The sequence below is a fragment of the Burkholderia metallica genome (assembly GCF_001718555.1).
In the GTDB taxonomy this organism is placed as follows: domain Bacteria; phylum Pseudomonadota; class Gammaproteobacteria; order Burkholderiales; family Burkholderiaceae; genus Burkholderia; species Burkholderia metallica.
On record NZ_CP013401.1, the window covers coordinates 1,065,196 to 1,081,824 of the forward strand.

Consider the following 16,629-nt stretch of genomic DNA (forward strand, 5'->3'; position numbering starts at 1 on the left):
CGCTTCCTCACTTGCCCGTGGTCACGGCGACCGACGCGGCGGCGCGGCGTTCCAGCAGATCGAGCTGCTCCGTATTGAAGCGCGCGTACGCTTGCTGCCAGTCGGACGGCTGCGCGACCGGCATCACCTGCACGGCCGTCACCTTGTATTCGGGGCAGTTCGTCGCCCAGTCGGAGCTGTCCGTCGTGATCACGTTCGCGCCCGATTCGGGGAAGTGGAACGTCGTGTACACGACGCCCGGCTGCATGCGGTCGGAAACGAGCGCGCGCAGCACGGTCTGGCCCGCCCGCGATTCGATGCCGACCCAGTCGCCGGTCCGGATCCCGCGATCCTCCGCGTCGTGCGGATGGATCTCGAGGCGGTCTTCTTCGTGCCAACGGACGTTCTCGGTGCGGCGTGTCTGCGCGCCGACGTTGTACTGCGACAGGATGCGGCCGGTCGTCAGGATCAGCGGGTACCGTTGCGTGACCTTCTCCGGCGACGCGATGAACTGCGTGATCACGAACTTGCCCTTGCCGCGCACGAATGCGTCGATGTGCATCGTCGGCGTGCCGTCCGGCGCATGCTCGTTGCACGGCCACTGGATGCTGCCGAGCGCGTCGAGTTTCGCGTACGACACACCGGAGAAGGTCGGCGTGAGCCGCGCGATCTCGTCCATGATTTCCGACGGATGCGTGTAGTGCATGTCGTAGCCGAGCGCCTGCGACAACAGCAGCGTCACTTCCCAGTCCGCGTAGCCGGCGAGCGGCGGCATCACCTTGCGCACGCGCGAGATGCGGCGCTCCGCGTTCGTGAACGTGCCGTCCTTCTCGAGGAAGGTCGAGCCCGGCAGCAGCACGTGCGCGTATTTCGCGGTCTCGTTCAGGAAAATGTCCTGCACGACGATGCATTCCATCGCCGACAGCGCGGCCGCGACGTGCTGCGTGTTCGGATCCGACTGGACGATGTCCTCGCCCTGACAGTAGAGGCCCTTGAAGCTGCCGTCGAGCGCCGCGTCGAACATGTTCGGGATGCGCAGCCCCGGTTCCGGCTGCAGCGTGGCCGACCACGCCTGTTCGAACTGCGTGCGCACGATGGTGTCGCTGATGTGCCGGTAGCCGGGCAGCTCGTGCGGGAACGAGCCCATGTCGCACGAACCTTGCACGTTGTTCTGGCCGCGCAGCGGATTGACGCCGACGCCTTCGCGGCCGACGTTGCCGGTCGCCATCGCGAGGTTCGCGATGCCCATCACCGTCGTCGAGCCCTGCGCGTGTTCGGTGACGCCCAGCCCGTAGTAGATCGCGGCATTGCCGCCGGTGGCGTAGAGGCGCGCGGCGGCGCGTACCTGATCGGCCGGTACGCCCGTCACGTCGGCGGTGGCCTCGGGCGAATTGTCGGCGCGCGACACGAAGTTGCGCCATTGTTCGAACGCGCGCGTCTCGCAGCGCTCGGCGACGAACGCGTCGTCAACCAGCCCTTCGGTGACGATCACGTGCGCGAGCGCGTTGACGATCGCGACGTTGGTGCCCGGGCGCAGCTGCAGGTGATGCGTGGCTTTCACGTGCGGGCCGTCGACCACGTCGATGCGGCGCGGGTCGATTACGATCAGCTTCGCGCCCTCCCGTATGCGACGCTTCAGCCGCGAGCCGAACACCGGGTGGCCGTCGGTCGGGTTCGCGCCCATCACGACGATCACGTCGGCCTGGCCGACCGATGCGAACGTCTGCGTGCCGGCCGATTCACCGAGCGTCGTCTTCAGGCCGTAGCCGGTCGGCGAGTGGCACACGCGTGCGCAGGTGTCGACGTTGTTGTTGCCGAACGCCGCGCGCACGAGCTTCTGCACGAGGTAGGTTTCCTCGTTCGTGCAGCGCGACGACGTGATGCCGCCGATCGAGTCGCGGCCGTACTTCTGCTGCAGCTTGCGGAATTGCGTTGCCGCGTAGGTGAGCGCTTCGTCCCAGCTGACTTCGCGCCACGGGTCGGTGATCTTCTCGCGGATCATCGGCTTCGTGATGCGGTCCTTGTGCGTCGCATAGCCCCATGCGAAGCGGCCCTTCACGCACGCGTGGCCTTCATTTGCGAGACCGTTCTTGTGCGGCGTCATGCGCACGACCTGCGTGCCCTTCATTTCCGCCTTGAACGAGCAGCCGACGCCGCAGTACGCGCAGGTCGTGACGACCGAGTGCTCGGCCTGCCCGAGTTGCACGACGGATTTTTCCTGCAGCGTGGCGGTCGGGCACGCAGCGACGCACGCGCCGCACGATACGCATTCCGACGCCATGAACGATTCGCTTTCGCCCGCGGCGACGCGCGATTCGAAACCGCGCGCGGCGATCGTCAGCGCGAACGTGCCCTGCGTTTCCTCGCATGCACGCACGCAACGATTGCAGACGATGCACTTCGACGGGTCGTACGTGAAGTACGGATTCGACTCGTCCTTCTGGTCGCGCAGGTGATTCGCGCCGTCGAAGCCGTAGCGCACTTCGCGCAACCCGACGACGCCCGCCATGTCCTGCAGCTCGCAGTCGCCGTTGGCGGGGCAGGTGAGGCAGTCGAGCGGATGGTCGGAGATGTACAGCTCCATCACGTTGCGACGCAGCGATTGCAGCCGGTCCGACTGCGTGCGCACCCTCATCCCCGCTTCGGCCGGCGTCGTGCACGACGCCGGATAACCGCGCCGGCCCTCGATCTCGACGAGGCACAGCCGGCACGAGCCGAACGGCTCGAGCGAATCGGTCGCGCAGAGCTTCGGGACGTTGACGCCGGCTTCGATCGCCGCGCGCATCACCGACGTGCCGGCCGGCACCGTGACCGGCTGGCCGTCGATTTCGAGCGTGACGTCTGTATCGGCATGCCGTTGCGGCGTGCCGTAGTCGGTATCGTCGAACGGGTCGACGGTGCGCGCCTGCGCGGCGCTCTTGCACGCGCATTGGCCCGAGCCGCAGCCGCCTTGGCGGACGTTGTTCGTGTCGAGTGACATGCAGGGCTCCTTCTGGGTCAGGCCGCAGCCTTGACCGGACCCGTCGCGGCCTGCTTGCCGGCGGCGAGCCCGAAATCTTCGGGGAAATGATCGAGCGCGGACAGCACCGGGTACGGTGTCATGCCGCCCATCGCGCACAGCGAACCGGCCAGCATCGTGTCGCACAGGTCGCGCAGCAGCGTGACCTGCCGTTCCGACGTATCGCCGTCGCGGATGCGCGCGATCGTCTCGACGCCGCGCGTCGAACCGATCCGGCACGGCGTGCACTTGCCGCACGATTCGATCGCGCAGAACTTCATCGCGTATTCGGCGAGCTCGGCGAGGTTCGACGTGTCGTCGTGCAGCACGATGCCGCCGTGGCCGACCACCGCGCCGATCGCCGTGTACGCTTCGTAGTCGAGCGGTACGTCCCACTGGTGATCGGGCAGGTAGGTGCCGAGCGGTCCGCCGACCTGCGCGGCGCGCGCGGGCCGGCCGCTTGCCGTGCCGCCGCCGAAGTCGAACAGCAGCTCGCGCAGCGTGACGCCGAATGCGAGCTCGACGAGGCCGCCGTGGCGGATGTTGCCCGCGAGCTGGAACGGCAGTGTGCCGCGCGAGCGGCCCATCCCGTAGTCGCGATAGAACGCGGCGCCGCGCGCGAAGATCACGGGCGCGGTCGCGAGCGTGATCACGTTGTTGATGACGGTCGGCTGGCCGTACAGGCCGGCAAGCGCGGGCAGCGGCGGTTTCGCACGCACGACGCCGCGCTTGCCTTCGAGCGATTCGAGCAGCGCCGTTTCCTCGCCGCACACGTACGAGCCCGCGCCTTTCGCGACGTGCAGGTCGAACGCATGCGCGGAGCCGAGCACGTGCTCGCCGAGCCAGCCGGCGTCGCGCGCGCGGACGATCGCGGCTTCGAGCGTCGCGATGGCGTGCGGGTATTCGCTGCGCACGTAGATATAGCCGAGCGTCGCGCCGGTTGCGATGCCCGCGATGATCATCCCTTCGATCAGGCAGTACGGATCGCATTCCATGAGCAGGCGATCGGAGAAGGTGCCCGAATCGCCTTCGTCCGCATTGCAGACGATGTATTTCTGCGCGGCACTCGCGTGCCGGACCGTGCGCCACTTGATGCCGGCCGGAAACGCCGCGCCGCCGCGGCCGCGCAGCCCGGATTCGATCAGCGTTTCGCACGCGGCATCGCCGTCGAGCGCGAGCGCATTCTTCAGGCCGGCGAGGCCGTCGTATCGCAGGTAGTCGTCGATCGACAGCGGATCGGTCAGGCCGATGCGCGCGAACGTGAGGCGTTGCTGGCGCGCGAGATAGGGCAGCGCGTCGACGAGACCGACGCCGCTCGGATGCGCGCCGCCGTCGAGCCAGTTCGCGTCGAACAGGGCCGGCACGTCGGCGGCCGACAGGTTCGCATAGCCGACGCGGCCGGCGGCCGTCCCGACCTCGACGAGCGGTTCGAGCCACAGCAGCCCGCGCGAGCCGTTGCGGACCAGTTCGACCGCCGCGCCGCGTCGTTCGGCTTCCGCCACGATCGCGGCGGCCAGCGCGTCGGCGCCGAGTGCCAGCGCGGACGAATCGCGCGGAACGTAGATGCGGGTCGTCATGCGGCCTCCGGGGTGCGGGCGGTCGCTTCGGCAAGCAGCGCGTCGAATTTCTCCGGCGTGACCTTTGCATGCAGCACGCCGTTGAGCGTCAGCGACGGCGACTGCGCACACAGTCCGAGGCAGTAGACCGATTCGAGCGCCACGTCGCCGCGTGCATGCGCATCCGCATCCGCCGCATCGCCGTGCGCCGCGTCGAACCGGCAACCGGTGCGGGCTTCCGCATGCGCGGCGAGCGCTTCGCAGCCCATGCTGCGGCAGGCTTCGGCGCGACACATCTGGATCGTCACGCGGGCGGGCGGCGCGGTGCGGAAGTGGTGGTAGTAGGTCAGTACGCCGTGCACTTCCGCGCGCGACAGGTTGAGTGCCCTGGCGAGCGGCGCGACGCAGCCCGGCGGCACGTAGCCCGCATCGTCCTGGATCGCGTGCAGGATCGCCACGAGCGACCGGCCGGCGCGTGCATGGCGCTCGACGAGCGCGTCGGGCGCGGGGGAATTCGGGGACATCGGTCGTACTCCTCCAAAGTCTCATATGCGCCCGTATTTCATATAGTGCGCATCGCGACTTCGTTCTGATTGATTTTGACCAACGATAAGCGGAAGATTTGGCGGTCGCAATAGGAAATCGGAGTGCATAATTGATTCGAATCGAATGCGACGCGTATCTGACCGTACGCGACACGGAAGGCCGTGCGGCGAGCCTATCGGACGTCGCGCCCTTGCTGGAACTCGTGGCCGACACGGGCAGCATTGCGCAGGCCGCCCAGGCGAAAGGGCTGTCCTACCGGCACGCGTGGGGCATGCTGCGGGCACTGGAGGCGTGCATCGGCGGGGAGCTGATCGAAACCGCACGCGGCAAGGGTTCGACGCTGTCGGCACTCGGGCAGGCGGTCGTCGATGCGCAGCGTCTCGCGCGCAACCGGCTCGACGGAAACCTGCGCACGCTGGCGGCGGAAGTCTCGAGCGACCTGAATCGGCGGCTCGCGCAGCGCGATGGCGCCGTGCGCATCCATGCGTCGCACGGCTACGCGGTCGCGACGCTCGTGTCCGCGCTCGTCGACGCGCAGGCGGCCGTCGACATCAAGTACCGCGAGAGCGTCGAGGCCGTGCAGGCGCTGGCCCGCGGCGAGTGCGAGCTGGCCGGATTCCATCTGCCGCGCGGCGCGTTTCGCGCGCAGTGCGCGCAGATCTACCGGCCCTGGCTCGACGATACGCGCCACGTGCTGATCCATCTGACGCGGCGCCAGCAGGGGCTGTTCGTCCCGCGCGGCAACCCGAAGCAGGTTCGCGGGCTCGCGGATCTCGCGCGCAGCGACATCCGCTTCGTCAACCGCCAGCCGGGGTCGGGCACACGCATGCTGCTGGATCTCGCGCTGCGCGCGATCGGCATCGACCCCGAGCGCATCGACGGCTACGCGTCGGCCGAACTCACGCATTCGGCGATCGCGGCATTCGTCGCGAGCGGGATGGCCGATCTCGGCTTCGGTGTCGAGCCTGCCGCCCGTCATTTCGGGCTCGATTTCATCCCGGTCGTCGACGAGGACTATTACTTCGCATGCGAACGCGCGCGACTCGACGTGGGACCGCTTGCCGGCGTCCTGGCGCTGCTGCGCGACGCGCGCTTCGTCGAGCGCGTCGCGCATCTCGACGGCTACGATCCGGCCGCGTGCGGCACGCTGACGAGCATCGCGACGGGCTTGGCCGGCGGCGACGGCGCGGGCGTGCCGGACGGCAATTCCCGGTAACGCGGGGGCGGTCGAGCCGCGATGCAGCAGCGGGGGATTTGCGCTACGCTTGCCGCTTGATCAACGTTCCAACAAGCACGCCGTTCAAGCGTCATCCCGCCATGAAATTTTCCGTTCCCCTCGCCGCGGCAGCGTTGACCGCGGGGCTGCTGGTCGCCGTTTCTCCGTTCGCACTCGCGCAGAATTCCCCCGGGGTGCCCGGCGGGATCCTGAGCGACCAGTTTCGCCTGAACGAACATCCGCAGATGCCGTTCGCGGCGTCGACGCCGTCGCAGAAATACCAGAGCGGCAAGAAGTCGGCGTTGCGCCGCAAGGGCGACCTGGGCGATCCGAGCGGTTGCAACCTGAAGTGTCCGCTGGATAGCCAGTAACCGGGCTGACGGGCGCGTCCGCACGAAGGTCGTGTGGCATCGGTTCGACCGGCGGGCGTTGCGCGATGCATGTACCGGGCCCGCCGGCTGACCGGCAACGGCAGGAAGCCGGTGCGATTTCCGCCTGCTGTCAAAGCCCCGCGAAGCGCTGCCGCTTCGCGGGGCTTTTGCTTTCCGGCGAATCTTCATGCGATTCGATGCCGGATGATGCCCGGCGCGCGTACCTCATTGGCCTGACCGAAGACTAGGGTTAACCCGTAAATCAGGAAGAATGTCTTCCAGAAACCTGCCTTATTCTTAAGCATCCGCCTACATAAACTTCGGATTGTCAGCGATGAACAAGGTGTTCACCGCGAACACGGACAAATCTGGAGGTAGGTCATCATGAAGTCGCTCGTTCAAGCCGTTGTCGTTGCCGCCGCGCTCGTTGCCCCGGTCGTGTCGTTCGCCCAGTCGGGCTCGGCGCTTACCCGCGCGCAGGTCCGCGCCGAACTGGTCCAGTTGCAGCAGGCCGGTTACAACTCCGCTCGCGGCGAAGATCCGCATTATCCGGAAGCGATCCAGGCCGCCACGGCGCGTGTTGCAGAGCAACAGCGCAGCGCACTGGCGCAAGCGCAAGGTGCCGATGCCAGCGGCTACGGCGCGCAGGCACAGGGCGCGTCGGCATCGGGCTCGCGCGCGATGGGCGTGCGCCCGGCCAGCGCCGAAGAAATGAAGTCGCTGTATCGCGGCAGCTAAGCCGCGCATTGCCCGGTGTGCGTGAAGTGGGGTGCGACGACGCGTCGCGCCCTGCGGTGCGGCGCCGGGGCTGACCGCTGCCCGGCGCGATCGGTGTCGCGCGGGCGCGGTAGAACGTCCGTCACCTCCTGTCGCCGGCATACCGGTGGCATTCCGCCCGGCCCGTCCGTGGCTGGGCGCTTTTTCGAAAGGAGAGCGGCGTGCGGGTTTCGCCGGCAACAAAAAACCCCGCAGACTTGCGTCATGCGGGGTTCGTGCGACGAGCGCGGAATTTGGTGGAGGCGGCGGGAATCGAACCCGCGTCCAGAAGCGCTCCACGACTAGTTCTACATGTTTAGTTCAGTCATTTGATTTAACCGCAGCGACGCGGACGAACACGCTGCACGACGGCGATTCGCTAGATTTTCGACCCTGGCGTCGCGACGCCGACAGGGCTTAACTGACGTAAATGACCTCTGGCGGTATTGCTACCGGTCTTGCGACACTAGCCCGTCAGTGAACTAGGCAGAGGACGGCGGCCCTTAGGCTGCCAGTGCGAACGTATCGTCGTTTGCAGTTACGATTTTCCCATTGATTAACGAGGTGACGGGTCCTCGACATGCCCTAGCCGCTTCACAACCCCTGTCGAAACCAGGTCGCCCCCGCGGATAAGATCTAGCATTATAGCCCAACATCGCGCAGCAGTTCGCGCAGTTCCTGCGTCGTGTCGACGAGGTGCTGCGCCTGCCAGTCGGCGGGTGCGACGCCGTCGCCGCAATAGCCGTACGCAGCCGCGACCGTCGCCATGCCGGCCGCGCTGCCGGCCTGAATGTCGCGCAGGTCGTCGCCGACGTAGACGATACGCGCAGGCGCGAGAGTCAACTGGTCGGCCGCATGCAGCAGCGGGGCCGGGTGCGGCTTCGGGTGCGGCGTGGTGTCGCCTCCGACCACGCAGGCGGCGCGCGGCGCGAGGCCGAGCAGGTCGACGAGCGGCGCGGTGAGCCGCATCGCCTTGTTCGTGACGATACCCCAGCGCACCCCGCGCGCATCGAGTTCGTCGAGCACGTCGCCGATGCCGGGGAACAGTGTCGTATGCACGCAGAGGTCAGTCGCATAGTTGGCCAGGAACTCGTCGCGCATCGCGTCGTAACCGGGGGTGTGCGGATCGATGCCGAACGCACCGCCCAGCAGGCCGCGCGCCCCGGCCGAGGCCAGCGGCCGCAGCACGTCGAGCGACGATTCGGGCAGGCCGCGCTCGCGCTGCATCTTGTTGACGGCCGCCGCGAGATCGGGCGCCGTGTCGGCGAGCGTACCGTCGAGGTCGAACAGTACGGCATCGCAGTGCAGCAGGCGCGGTTCGTCTGCGGCCGGCGCGATGGAAAGGGAAGTCGTCATGCCGGTCGGAAGGTCACGCGCCGCGGCGGCACGCGACGAGGTAGTTGATGTCGGTGTCGTTCGACAGCGCGAAGCGCTTGCCGAGCGGGTGATACGTGATGCCTTTGATCTCCACGATGTGCAGATCCGTCGCGCGTACGAAGCCGGCCAGCTCCGACGGGCGGATGAAGCGCGCGTAGTCGTGCGTGCCCTTCGGCAGCATTTGCGCGATGTACTCCGCGCCGATCACGGCGAACAGGTAGGCCTTCAGGTTGCGGTTCAGCGTCGAGAAGAACACCCAGCCGCCCGGCTTCACGAGCGTCGCGCATGCGGCGACGATATCGCCGGGCGATGGCACGTGTTCGAGCATTTCCATGCACGTGACGACGTCGTAGGAGCCCGGTTCGCGCGCGGCGATCGCTTCGGCGGCAATGGCTTCATAGTCGACCGAGATGCCGCTTTCGAGGCTGTGCAGGTCGGCGACGCCGAGCGCTTCGGTCGACAGGTCGATGCCTTTCACCTGGGCGCCGAGCGCGGCCATCGATTCGGACAGGATGCCGCCGCCGCAGCCGATGTCGAGTGCGCGCTTGCCGGCGAGGTGCGCATGCGCATCGATCCAGCCGAGCCGGACCGGGTTCAGGTCGTGAAGCGGCTTGAATTCGGCGTTCGGATCCCACCACCGATGGGCGAGGTCGCTGAATTTCTGGAGTTCGTGCGGATCGGCGTTGGTCATGTCGGCAAACGGGCTACGGGAGGAGGGCGGTGCTGCGGTTCGTCAGCCCCGAGTATATAAGAAGCGGACGAGCGGCGAAGCGGCGAGCGCCTCTGGACGGGCGTCAAAGAAAAAGCCCCGCCGGAGCGGGGCTTTGAAGGAGTCGAAAACCGTGGCTTAGTTTGCCGGAACGGTCGTCTTCTCGACTTGCTGCGTACCAACCACTTCGACTTCCACGCGGCGATCCGGTGCGAGGCAGGCGATGAGTTGCTTGCGGTTCTTCTGGTTGCAACCAGTCGTAACCGGGTTGCGCTTGCCCTTGCCTTCCGTGTAGATCTTGTTGGCCGGCACACCCTTGCTGACCAGGTACGACTTGACGGCTTGTGCGCGGCGCAGCGACAGACGGTCGTTGTACTTGTCCGAACCGATGCGGTCCGTGTAGCCCGTTGCGACGACCACTTCCGTGTTCATGCCTTGGATCTTCGCTGCCAGCTCGTCCAGCTTCTGCTTGCCCAGCGGCTTGAGCGTTGCCTTGTCGAAGTCGAACAGTGCGTCAGCTTGATACGTGATCTTCTGGCTCGAGATGACCGGAGCGACCGGAGCGACCGGCGGCTGCGGTGCCTGGGCGACCAGTGCGCCATCGCACTTCGCGTTGGCGGTGGCCGGCGTCCAGAACGCATCGCGCCAGCAGAGCTCGTTCGTGCCGTTCATCCACACCCATTCGCCCGTGCCGTTCACCCAGTTGTCATTGACGGCTTGACGCGACGCCGGCACCGACTGTGCCGAAGCGGATGCAGCCATAACTGCGGTAGCTGCAATGAACGCGAGCTTTGAAAGTTTATTCATATTTCTCCTCTCGAAATTGAGATTACCGCAGGTTTACTGCGAGCCTGTTGACGGTGACAAGTCATACATTGCTCGAAGTATAACATTGGTGCGGCACAAAAACGCGGCACCGCTCTGTGTAGACTTCGAGCAGCGTCTAACTTTCAGTGCGTTGGCATTTTGCCATATCGTTCCCTTCCTACGAAAAAAAATCCTCCCCACCCTAAGATCGCCTCAACGTTTGTGGTGCATGCGCAACACCGGCGTGCCGTAACTTTTAGAGATTGTCAAGAGTGTGGCGGCGAAATTGCGTCGATCCATGCAGTTGCTTACTCGTGCGCGAGAAACGGCGGCGAGCCATCGCCCGAAATGTCGGGTCGGGTGCCATTGCGGCACGCGATTCCGGCCGGATCGCCGCCGCCGCGAGTTTCGCTATTTATATATAGCGGGGGACGCGAATTGGCGGCTGATGGGCGCATGTTAGAATCTCGCGTTGCGTTGCGCATGCAGCGCCCACGCGAAAGGCGTTCGCCGTCTTCGCTCCGAAACGATACGGATACATGGATCAATTCGCCAAAGAGACCCTGCCCACCTCCCTAGAGGAGGAAATGCGCCGTTCGTATCTCGATTACGCGATGAGCGTGATCGTCGGACGTGCCCTCCCGGATGTCCGCGATGGCCTGAAGCCCGTGCACCGGCGCGTATTGTTCGCGATGCACGAACTGAACAACGACTGGAACCGCGCGTACAAGAAATCGGCGCGTATCGTCGGTGACGTGATCGGTAAGTACCATCCTCACGGCGACACCGCGGTCTACGACACGATCGTGCGGATGGCGCAGGATTTCTCGCTGCGCTACATGCTGATCGACGGGCAGGGCAACTTCGGCTCGATCGACGGCGACAATGCCGCGGCAATGCGCTACACCGAAATTCGCATGGCGAAGATCGGTCACGAGCTGCTTGCCGACATCGACAAGGAAACGGTCGATTTCGAGCCGAACTACGACGGCAACGAAATGCAGCCGTCGGTCCTGCCGTCGCGCATCCCGAACCTGCTGATCAACGGCTCGTCGGGCATCGCGGTCGGCATGGCGACCAACATCCCGCCGCACAACCTGAACGAAGTCGTCGACGCGTGCCAGCACCTGCTGGCCAACCCGGAAGCGACGATCGACGAGCTGATCGAGATCATCCCGGCGCCCGACTTCCCGACGGCCGGCATCATCTACGGCGTCGCCGGCGTGCGCGACGGCTATCGCACCGGCCGTGGCCGCGTCGTGATGCGCGCGGCCACGCACTTCGAGGAGATCGACCGCGGCCAGCGGATGGCGATCATCGTCGACGAGCTGCCGTACCAGGTGAACAAGCGCTCGCTGCTCGAGCGGATCGCCGAGCTCGTCAACGAGAAGAAGCTCGAAGGCATCTCCGACATCCGCGACGAGTCCGACAAGAGCGGCATGCGTGTCGTGATCGAACTGAAGCGCGGCGAAGTGCCGGAAGTGGTGCTGAACAACCTGTACAAGGCGACGCAGCTCCAGGACACGTTCGGCATGAACATGGTCGCGCTCGTCGACGGCCAGCCGAAGCTGCTGAACCTGAAGGAAATCCTGCAGTGCTTCCTGTCGCATCGACGCGAAGTGCTGACGCGCCGCACGATCTACGAACTGCGCAAGGCCCGCGAACGCGGCCACGTGCTCGAAGGTCTCGCGGTCGCGCTCGCGAACATCGACGAGTTCATCGCGATCATCAAGGCCGCGCCGACGCCGCCGATCGCGAAAGCGGAGTTGATGGCGAAGCCGTGGGATTCGTCGCTGGTGCGCGAGATGCTCACGCGCGCCGAAAGCGAGAACGCGGCGGCCGGCGGCCGCTCCGCGTACCGTCCGGAAGGCCTGAACCCGGCATTCGGCATGCAGAGCGACGGGCTGTACCGCCTGTCCGACACGCAGGCGCAGGAAATCCTGCAGATGCGTCTGCAGCGCCTGACCGGTCTCGAGCAGGACAAGATCATCGGCGAGTACCGCGACGTGATGGCCCAGATCGCGGACCTGCTGGACATCCTCGCGCGCCCCGAGCGGATCACGACGATGATCGGCGACGAGCTGACCTCGGTGAAGGCCGAATTCGGCGACGCGCGCCGCTCGAAGATCGAGCTGAACGCCACCGAGCTGAACACCGAGGATCTGATCACGCCGCAGGACATGGTCGTCACGATGTCGCATGCGGGCTACGTGAAGTCGCAGCCGCTGTCCGAATATCGTGCGCAGAAGCGCGGCGGTCGCGGCAAGCAGGCGACGCAGATGAAGGAAGACGACTGGATCGAGACGCTGTTCATCGCGAACACGCACGACTACATCCTGTGCTTCTCGAACCGCGGCCGCGTGTACTGGGTCAAGGTCTATGAAGTGCCGCAGGGCTCGCGCAACTCGCGCGGCCGCCCGATCGTCAACATGTTCCCGCTGCAGGAAGGCGAGAAGATCAACGTCGTGCTGCCGGTGAAGGAATTCTCGGCCGACAAGTTCATCTTCATGGCGACGTCGCTCGGCACCGTGAAGAAGACGCCGCTCGAGGCATTCAGCCGTCCGATGAAGAAGGGCATCATCGCGGTCGGTCTCGACGAAGGCGACTACCTGATCGGGGCGTCGATCACCGACGGCGCGCACGACGTGATGCTGTTCTCGGATTCCGGCAAGGCCGTGCGCTTCGACGAGAACGACGTCCGTCCGATGGGCCGCGAGGCGCGCGGCGTGCGCGGCATGCAGCTCGAGGACGGGCAGCAGGTCATCGCGATGCTGGTGGCGGGCAGCGAAGAGCAGACGGTGCTCACCGCGACCGAGAACGGCTACGGCAAGCGCACGCCGATCACCGAGTACACGCGCCATGGCCGCGGCACGAAGGGTATGATCGCGATCCAGACGTCCGAGCGTAACGGCAAGGTGGTGGCTGCCACGCTCGTCGACGCCGAAGATCAGATCATGCTGATCACGACGGCCGGCGTGTTGATTCGCACCCGCGTGTCGGAGATTCGCGAGATGGGACGTGCTACGCAAGGTGTTACACTCATCAGTCTCGATGAGGGTACCAAGCTCTCCGGCCTGCAGCAGATCGCGGAAGCCGAAGAGATTGCGGAAGCCGAAGAGGGCGATGGCGAGGCCGACGAGGCGTCGGACGGCGAAGCCTGAAGAACGGATGAGACTCTGGCCGCCGCGGGCGCGAAGCGCCGCGGCCGGTGAGCAACCATTCATATTTCCAAAAGGGAGTGATGATGCAAAAGCAATTCAAGCAACTGGTTCTGCTGGCTGCACTGGTGCCGACGTTCGCGATGGCGCAAGCGCTGTCGAATTCCGCACCGGCAGCTCCGGCGGCAGCTGCGCCGATCGACGCCGACAAGAAGGCTGCGATCAAGGATCTGCTCGACGCGATCGACGCGCCGAAGCTCGTGTCGGCAATCGGCAACAGCGCCGAAATGCAGGCCAAGCAGCTCGTCCCGGCAATCCTGTCGGACGCGCTGTCGGAAAACAAGACGCTGAACGACAAGCAGAAGCAGGCTGCCGTTCCGACGCTGCAGAAGAACGCGGTGCCGAAGCTGGTCGACGGCGCAGGCAAGGTGTTCGGCACGCAGCAGTTCCAGAGCGACGCGATGTCGGCTCAGTACGACGCGTACGCGAAGTACTACAGCACGTCGGAAATCAAGGATCTGACGACGTTCTACAAGAGCCCGACGGGCCGCAAGTTCATCCAGGTTCAGGATCAGGTCGGCCGCGACGTGGTCAACGGCCTGATGCAGAAGTACATGCCGCAAGCGATCCAGGCAACGCGCACGCAGGCTGACAAGGAAGTCGCAGCAGTCAAGCCGGGCAAGTAAGCCGGTCGGGCACGCCCCCGGCCGTGCGGCCGGGTTTGGCGGGAGCCTGACGACAGTGCGATAATGGCCGTTTGCGCGCGAGCGCAAGCGGCCTTTTTCTTTCTGGCGCGTTCTGCCGGCGGCAAGCCGGTCGCGTCCCTCCCGAGGTTTTCACGATGCGCGTCTTTAATTTCTCCGCCGGCCCTGCTGCGATGCCCGAGGAAGTGCTGCGGCAGGCCGCCGACGAAATGCTCGACTGGCACGGCAGCGGCATGAGCGTGATGGAGATGAGCCATCGCGGCAAGGAATTCATGTCGATCCACGAGGCCGCGCTGACCGACCTGCGCGAGCTGCTCGGCGTGCCGGCCAGCCACCGGATCCTGTTCCTGCAGGGCGGCGGTATCGCGGAAAACGCGATCGTGCCGATGAACCTGCTCGGATCGCGCAAGACGGCCGACTTCGTCGTGACGGGATCGTGGTCGCAGAAATCGTTCGGCGAAGCGAAGAAATACGGCACGCCGCATCTCGCCGCGAGCGGCAAGACGGAAGACGGCTTCACCCGCGCGCCCGCGCGCGCCGAATGGCAGTTGTCGGACGATCCGGCCTACGTGCATCTGTGCACCAACGAGACGATCGACGGCGTCGAGACGTTCGAGATCCCCGATCTCGGCGACATCCCGCTGGTCGCGGATGTCTCGTCGCACATCCTGTCGCGTCCGATGGACGTCGCGAAGTACGGCGTGCTGTTCGGCGGCGCGCAGAAGAACATCGGGATGGCCGGCGTGACGCTCGTGATCGTGCGCGAGGATCTGCTCGACCGCGCGCTGTCGATCTGTCCGTCCGCGTTCGAGTGGAAGACGATTGCCGCGAACAATTCGCTGTACAACACGCCGCCCACCTACGCGATCTACATCGCGGGGCTGGTGTTCCAGTGGCTGAAGCGGCAGGGTGGTCTCGAAGCGATCGAGGCCCGCAATATCGAAAAGGCGAAGCTGCTCTACGACACGATCGACGCGAGCAGCTTCTATCTGAACAAGGTCGACCCGGCAGCACGTTCGCGGATGAACGTGCCGTTTTTCCTGGCCGACGAAACGCGCAACGAAGACTTCCTTGCCGGCGCAAAGGCGCGCGGGCTGCTGCAGCTGAAGGGCCACAAGTCCGTCGGCGGCATGCGGGCGTCGATCTACAACGCGGTGCCGCTCGAGGGCGTGAAAGCGCTCGTCGAGTACATGAAGGACTTCGAGCAGCAGGGCGCCTGACGGCGGCGCTGCTCAAACAGCACGGCAAAACGCATGGACGACGAACTGAATTCCCGCCTGAAACCGCTGCGCGACCGCATCGACGCGATCGACGCGCAGCTGATCGCGCTCCTGAACCAGCGCGCCGCGGTGGCGCTGGAGGTGGGCGAGGTCAAGAAGCATTTCAACGCGCCGGTGTTCCGGCCGGAGCGCGAGCTGCAGGTGATCGCGCGGCTGCAGGACATGAGCGCGGGGCCGCTTGCGGGCGAGCACATCAGCGCCATCTGGCGCGAGATCATGGCAGCGAGCCGCGCGCTCGAACAGACGATCCACGTCGCGTTCCTCGGGCCGGTCGGCACGTACAGCGAACAGGCGATGTTCGAGTATTTCGGCCAGTCGATCGAGGGGCTGCCGTGCCCGTCGATCGATGAAGTGTTCCGCTCGGTCGAGGCCGGTGCGTCCGCGTTCGGCATCGCGCCGGTCGAGAATTCGACCGAGGGCGCCGTGTCGCGCACGCTCGACCTGCTGCTGCAGACGCAACTGCTGATCAGCGGCGAGCTCGCGCTGCCGATCCATCACAACTTGCTCACGCAGAACGGCACGCTCGACGGCGTGAAGCGCGTCTGCGCGCACGCGCAGGCGCTTGCGCAATGCCAGCAATGGCTCGCGGCGAATGCGCCGCAGCTCGAGCGGCAGGCGGTGTCGAGCAATGCGGAGGCCGCGCGTCTCGCGGCGGCCGACCCGACCGTCGCCGCGATCGCGGGCGACCGCGCGGCCGCGCACTACGGGCTGCAGATCGCGTTCTCGATGATCCAGGACGATCCGCACAACCGCACGCGCTTCGTGATCGTCGGCAAGCAGCCGGCCGGGCAAAGCGGTCACGACCAGACGTCGCTGATCGTGTCGGTGAAGAACGAGCCGGGCGCCGTGTTCAAGCTGCTCGAGCCGCTCGCGCGGCACGGCGTGTCGATGACGCGCTTCGAGTCGCGTCCGGCGCGCGTCGGCACGTGGGAGTATTACTTCTACATCGACATCGAAGGGCACCGGGACGATGCGGCGGTGGCGGCCGCGCTCGCGGAGCTCGGCCAGAAGGCCGCGTTCCTGAAGATACTCGGTTCGTATCCACGCGCACGCTGATGCGCGGCGGCCCGTCGCCTGTTCGAGCAGGCGTTGCGGCCACGCGGGCAGGGCAGGCCGGTCGGCACTGCCGAAGGCGGGTTCGGGCGGCGTCCGGCGCAAATTGCACCGAACGC

The 16,629-nt window shown here is 66.0% G+C and carries 13 protein-coding genes and 1 other RNA gene; 7 read left to right on the forward strand and 7 right to left on the reverse strand.

Annotation, left to right across the window (positions count from 1 at the left end; genetic code table 11):
• Positions 1-7: 7 nt before the first annotated feature.
• The 3 genes from fdhF to WJ16_RS04815 are packed head-to-tail and all read right to left on the reverse strand — an operon-like array spanning position 8 to position 5,057.
• Positions 8-2,959 carry a formate dehydrogenase subunit alpha gene (gene fdhF / locus WJ16_RS04805; protein ID WP_069256073.1) on the reverse strand — a complete coding sequence of 984 codons (2,952 nt, stop codon included), beginning with the start codon at positions 2,957-2,959 and terminating at the stop codon, positions 8-10.
• Positions 2,960-2,976: 17 nt separating this feature from the next.
• Positions 2,977-4,554 (reverse strand): formate dehydrogenase beta subunit, encoded by a 1,578-nt coding sequence (locus WJ16_RS04810; RefSeq protein WP_069256074.1) that lies wholly within the window; start codon positions 4,552-4,554, stop codon positions 2,977-2,979.
• Positions 4,551-5,057 carry an NAD(P)H-dependent oxidoreductase subunit E gene (locus WJ16_RS04815; RefSeq protein WP_069256075.1) on the reverse strand — a complete coding sequence of 169 codons (507 nt, stop codon included), beginning with the start codon at positions 5,055-5,057 and terminating at the stop codon, positions 4,551-4,553. The genes WJ16_RS04810 and WJ16_RS04815 overlap by 4 nt, the downstream gene beginning before the upstream one ends.
• Positions 5,058-5,188: 131 nt before the next feature.
• Here WJ16_RS04815 and WJ16_RS04820 point away from each other — a divergent pair, with 131 nt between their 5' ends.
• From WJ16_RS04820 to WJ16_RS04830, 3 genes are all read left to right on the forward strand, one after another.
• Complete coding sequence (locus WJ16_RS04820; protein ID WP_069256076.1) at positions 5,189-6,295, forward strand: substrate-binding domain-containing protein; 1,107 nt, start codon at positions 5,189-5,191, stop codon at positions 6,293-6,295.
• A gap of 101 nt (positions 6,296-6,396) precedes the next feature.
• Complete coding sequence (locus tag WJ16_RS04825; protein ID WP_069256077.1) at positions 6,397-6,666, forward strand: hypothetical protein; 270 nt, start codon at positions 6,397-6,399, stop codon at positions 6,664-6,666.
• A gap of 384 nt (positions 6,667-7,050) precedes the next feature.
• On the forward strand, positions 7,051-7,404 hold the full coding sequence (locus tag WJ16_RS04830; protein ID WP_069256078.1) for a DUF4148 domain-containing protein: 354 nt from the start codon (positions 7,051-7,053) through the stop codon (positions 7,402-7,404).
• 273 nt (positions 7,405-7,677) lie between these two features.
• Here the strand turns inward: WJ16_RS04830 and ssrA are convergent.
• The 4 genes from ssrA to ompA all read right to left on the reverse strand — a co-directional run bounded on the left by ssrA (position 7,678) and on the right by ompA (position 10,315).
• Positions 7,678-8,047: a transfer-messenger RNA gene (gene ssrA, locus WJ16_RS04835) on the reverse strand.
• Between the two features lie 17 nt (positions 8,048-8,064).
• Entirely contained in the window at positions 8,065-8,778 is a 714-nt protein-coding gene (gph, locus tag WJ16_RS04840; RefSeq protein ID WP_069256079.1) for a phosphoglycolate phosphatase, read from the reverse strand.
• 13 nt (positions 8,779-8,791) lie between these two features.
• Positions 8,792-9,490 (reverse strand): bifunctional 2-polyprenyl-6-hydroxyphenol methylase/3-demethylubiquinol 3-O-methyltransferase UbiG, encoded by a 699-nt coding sequence (ubiG, locus tag WJ16_RS04845; protein WP_069256080.1) that lies wholly within the window; start codon positions 9,488-9,490, stop codon positions 8,792-8,794.
• A gap of 156 nt (positions 9,491-9,646) precedes the next feature.
• Positions 9,647-10,315, reverse strand: a complete 669-nt coding sequence (ompA, locus tag WJ16_RS04850; protein WP_069256081.1) for an outer membrane protein OmpA — start codon at positions 10,313-10,315, stop codon at positions 9,647-9,649.
• Positions 10,316-10,854: 539 nt separating this feature from the next.
• On the opposite strand from ompA, the gene gyrA reads away from it, so the two are divergent.
• The 4 genes from gyrA (at position 10,855) to pheA (ending at position 16,513) form a co-directional block, all read left to right on the forward strand.
• On the forward strand, positions 10,855-13,476 hold the full coding sequence (gyrA, locus tag WJ16_RS04855) for a DNA gyrase subunit A (protein WP_069256082.1): 2,622 nt from the start codon (positions 10,855-10,857) through the stop codon (positions 13,474-13,476).
• A gap of 83 nt (positions 13,477-13,559) precedes the next feature.
• Entirely contained in the window at positions 13,560-14,159 is a 600-nt protein-coding gene (locus tag WJ16_RS04860) for a DUF2059 domain-containing protein (protein ID WP_006486966.1), read from the forward strand.
• A gap of 155 nt (positions 14,160-14,314) precedes the next feature.
• Positions 14,315-15,397 (forward strand): 3-phosphoserine/phosphohydroxythreonine transaminase, encoded by a 1,083-nt coding sequence (gene serC / locus WJ16_RS04865; RefSeq protein ID WP_069256083.1) that lies wholly within the window; start codon positions 14,315-14,317, stop codon positions 15,395-15,397.
• Positions 15,398-15,430: 33 nt separating this feature from the next.
• Positions 15,431-16,513: a prephenate dehydratase gene (gene pheA / locus WJ16_RS04870; RefSeq protein WP_069256084.1), complete on the forward strand. Its 1,083-nt coding sequence runs from the start codon at positions 15,431-15,433 to the stop codon at positions 16,511-16,513.
• The last annotated feature ends 116 nt before the right edge of the window (positions 16,514-16,629 follow it).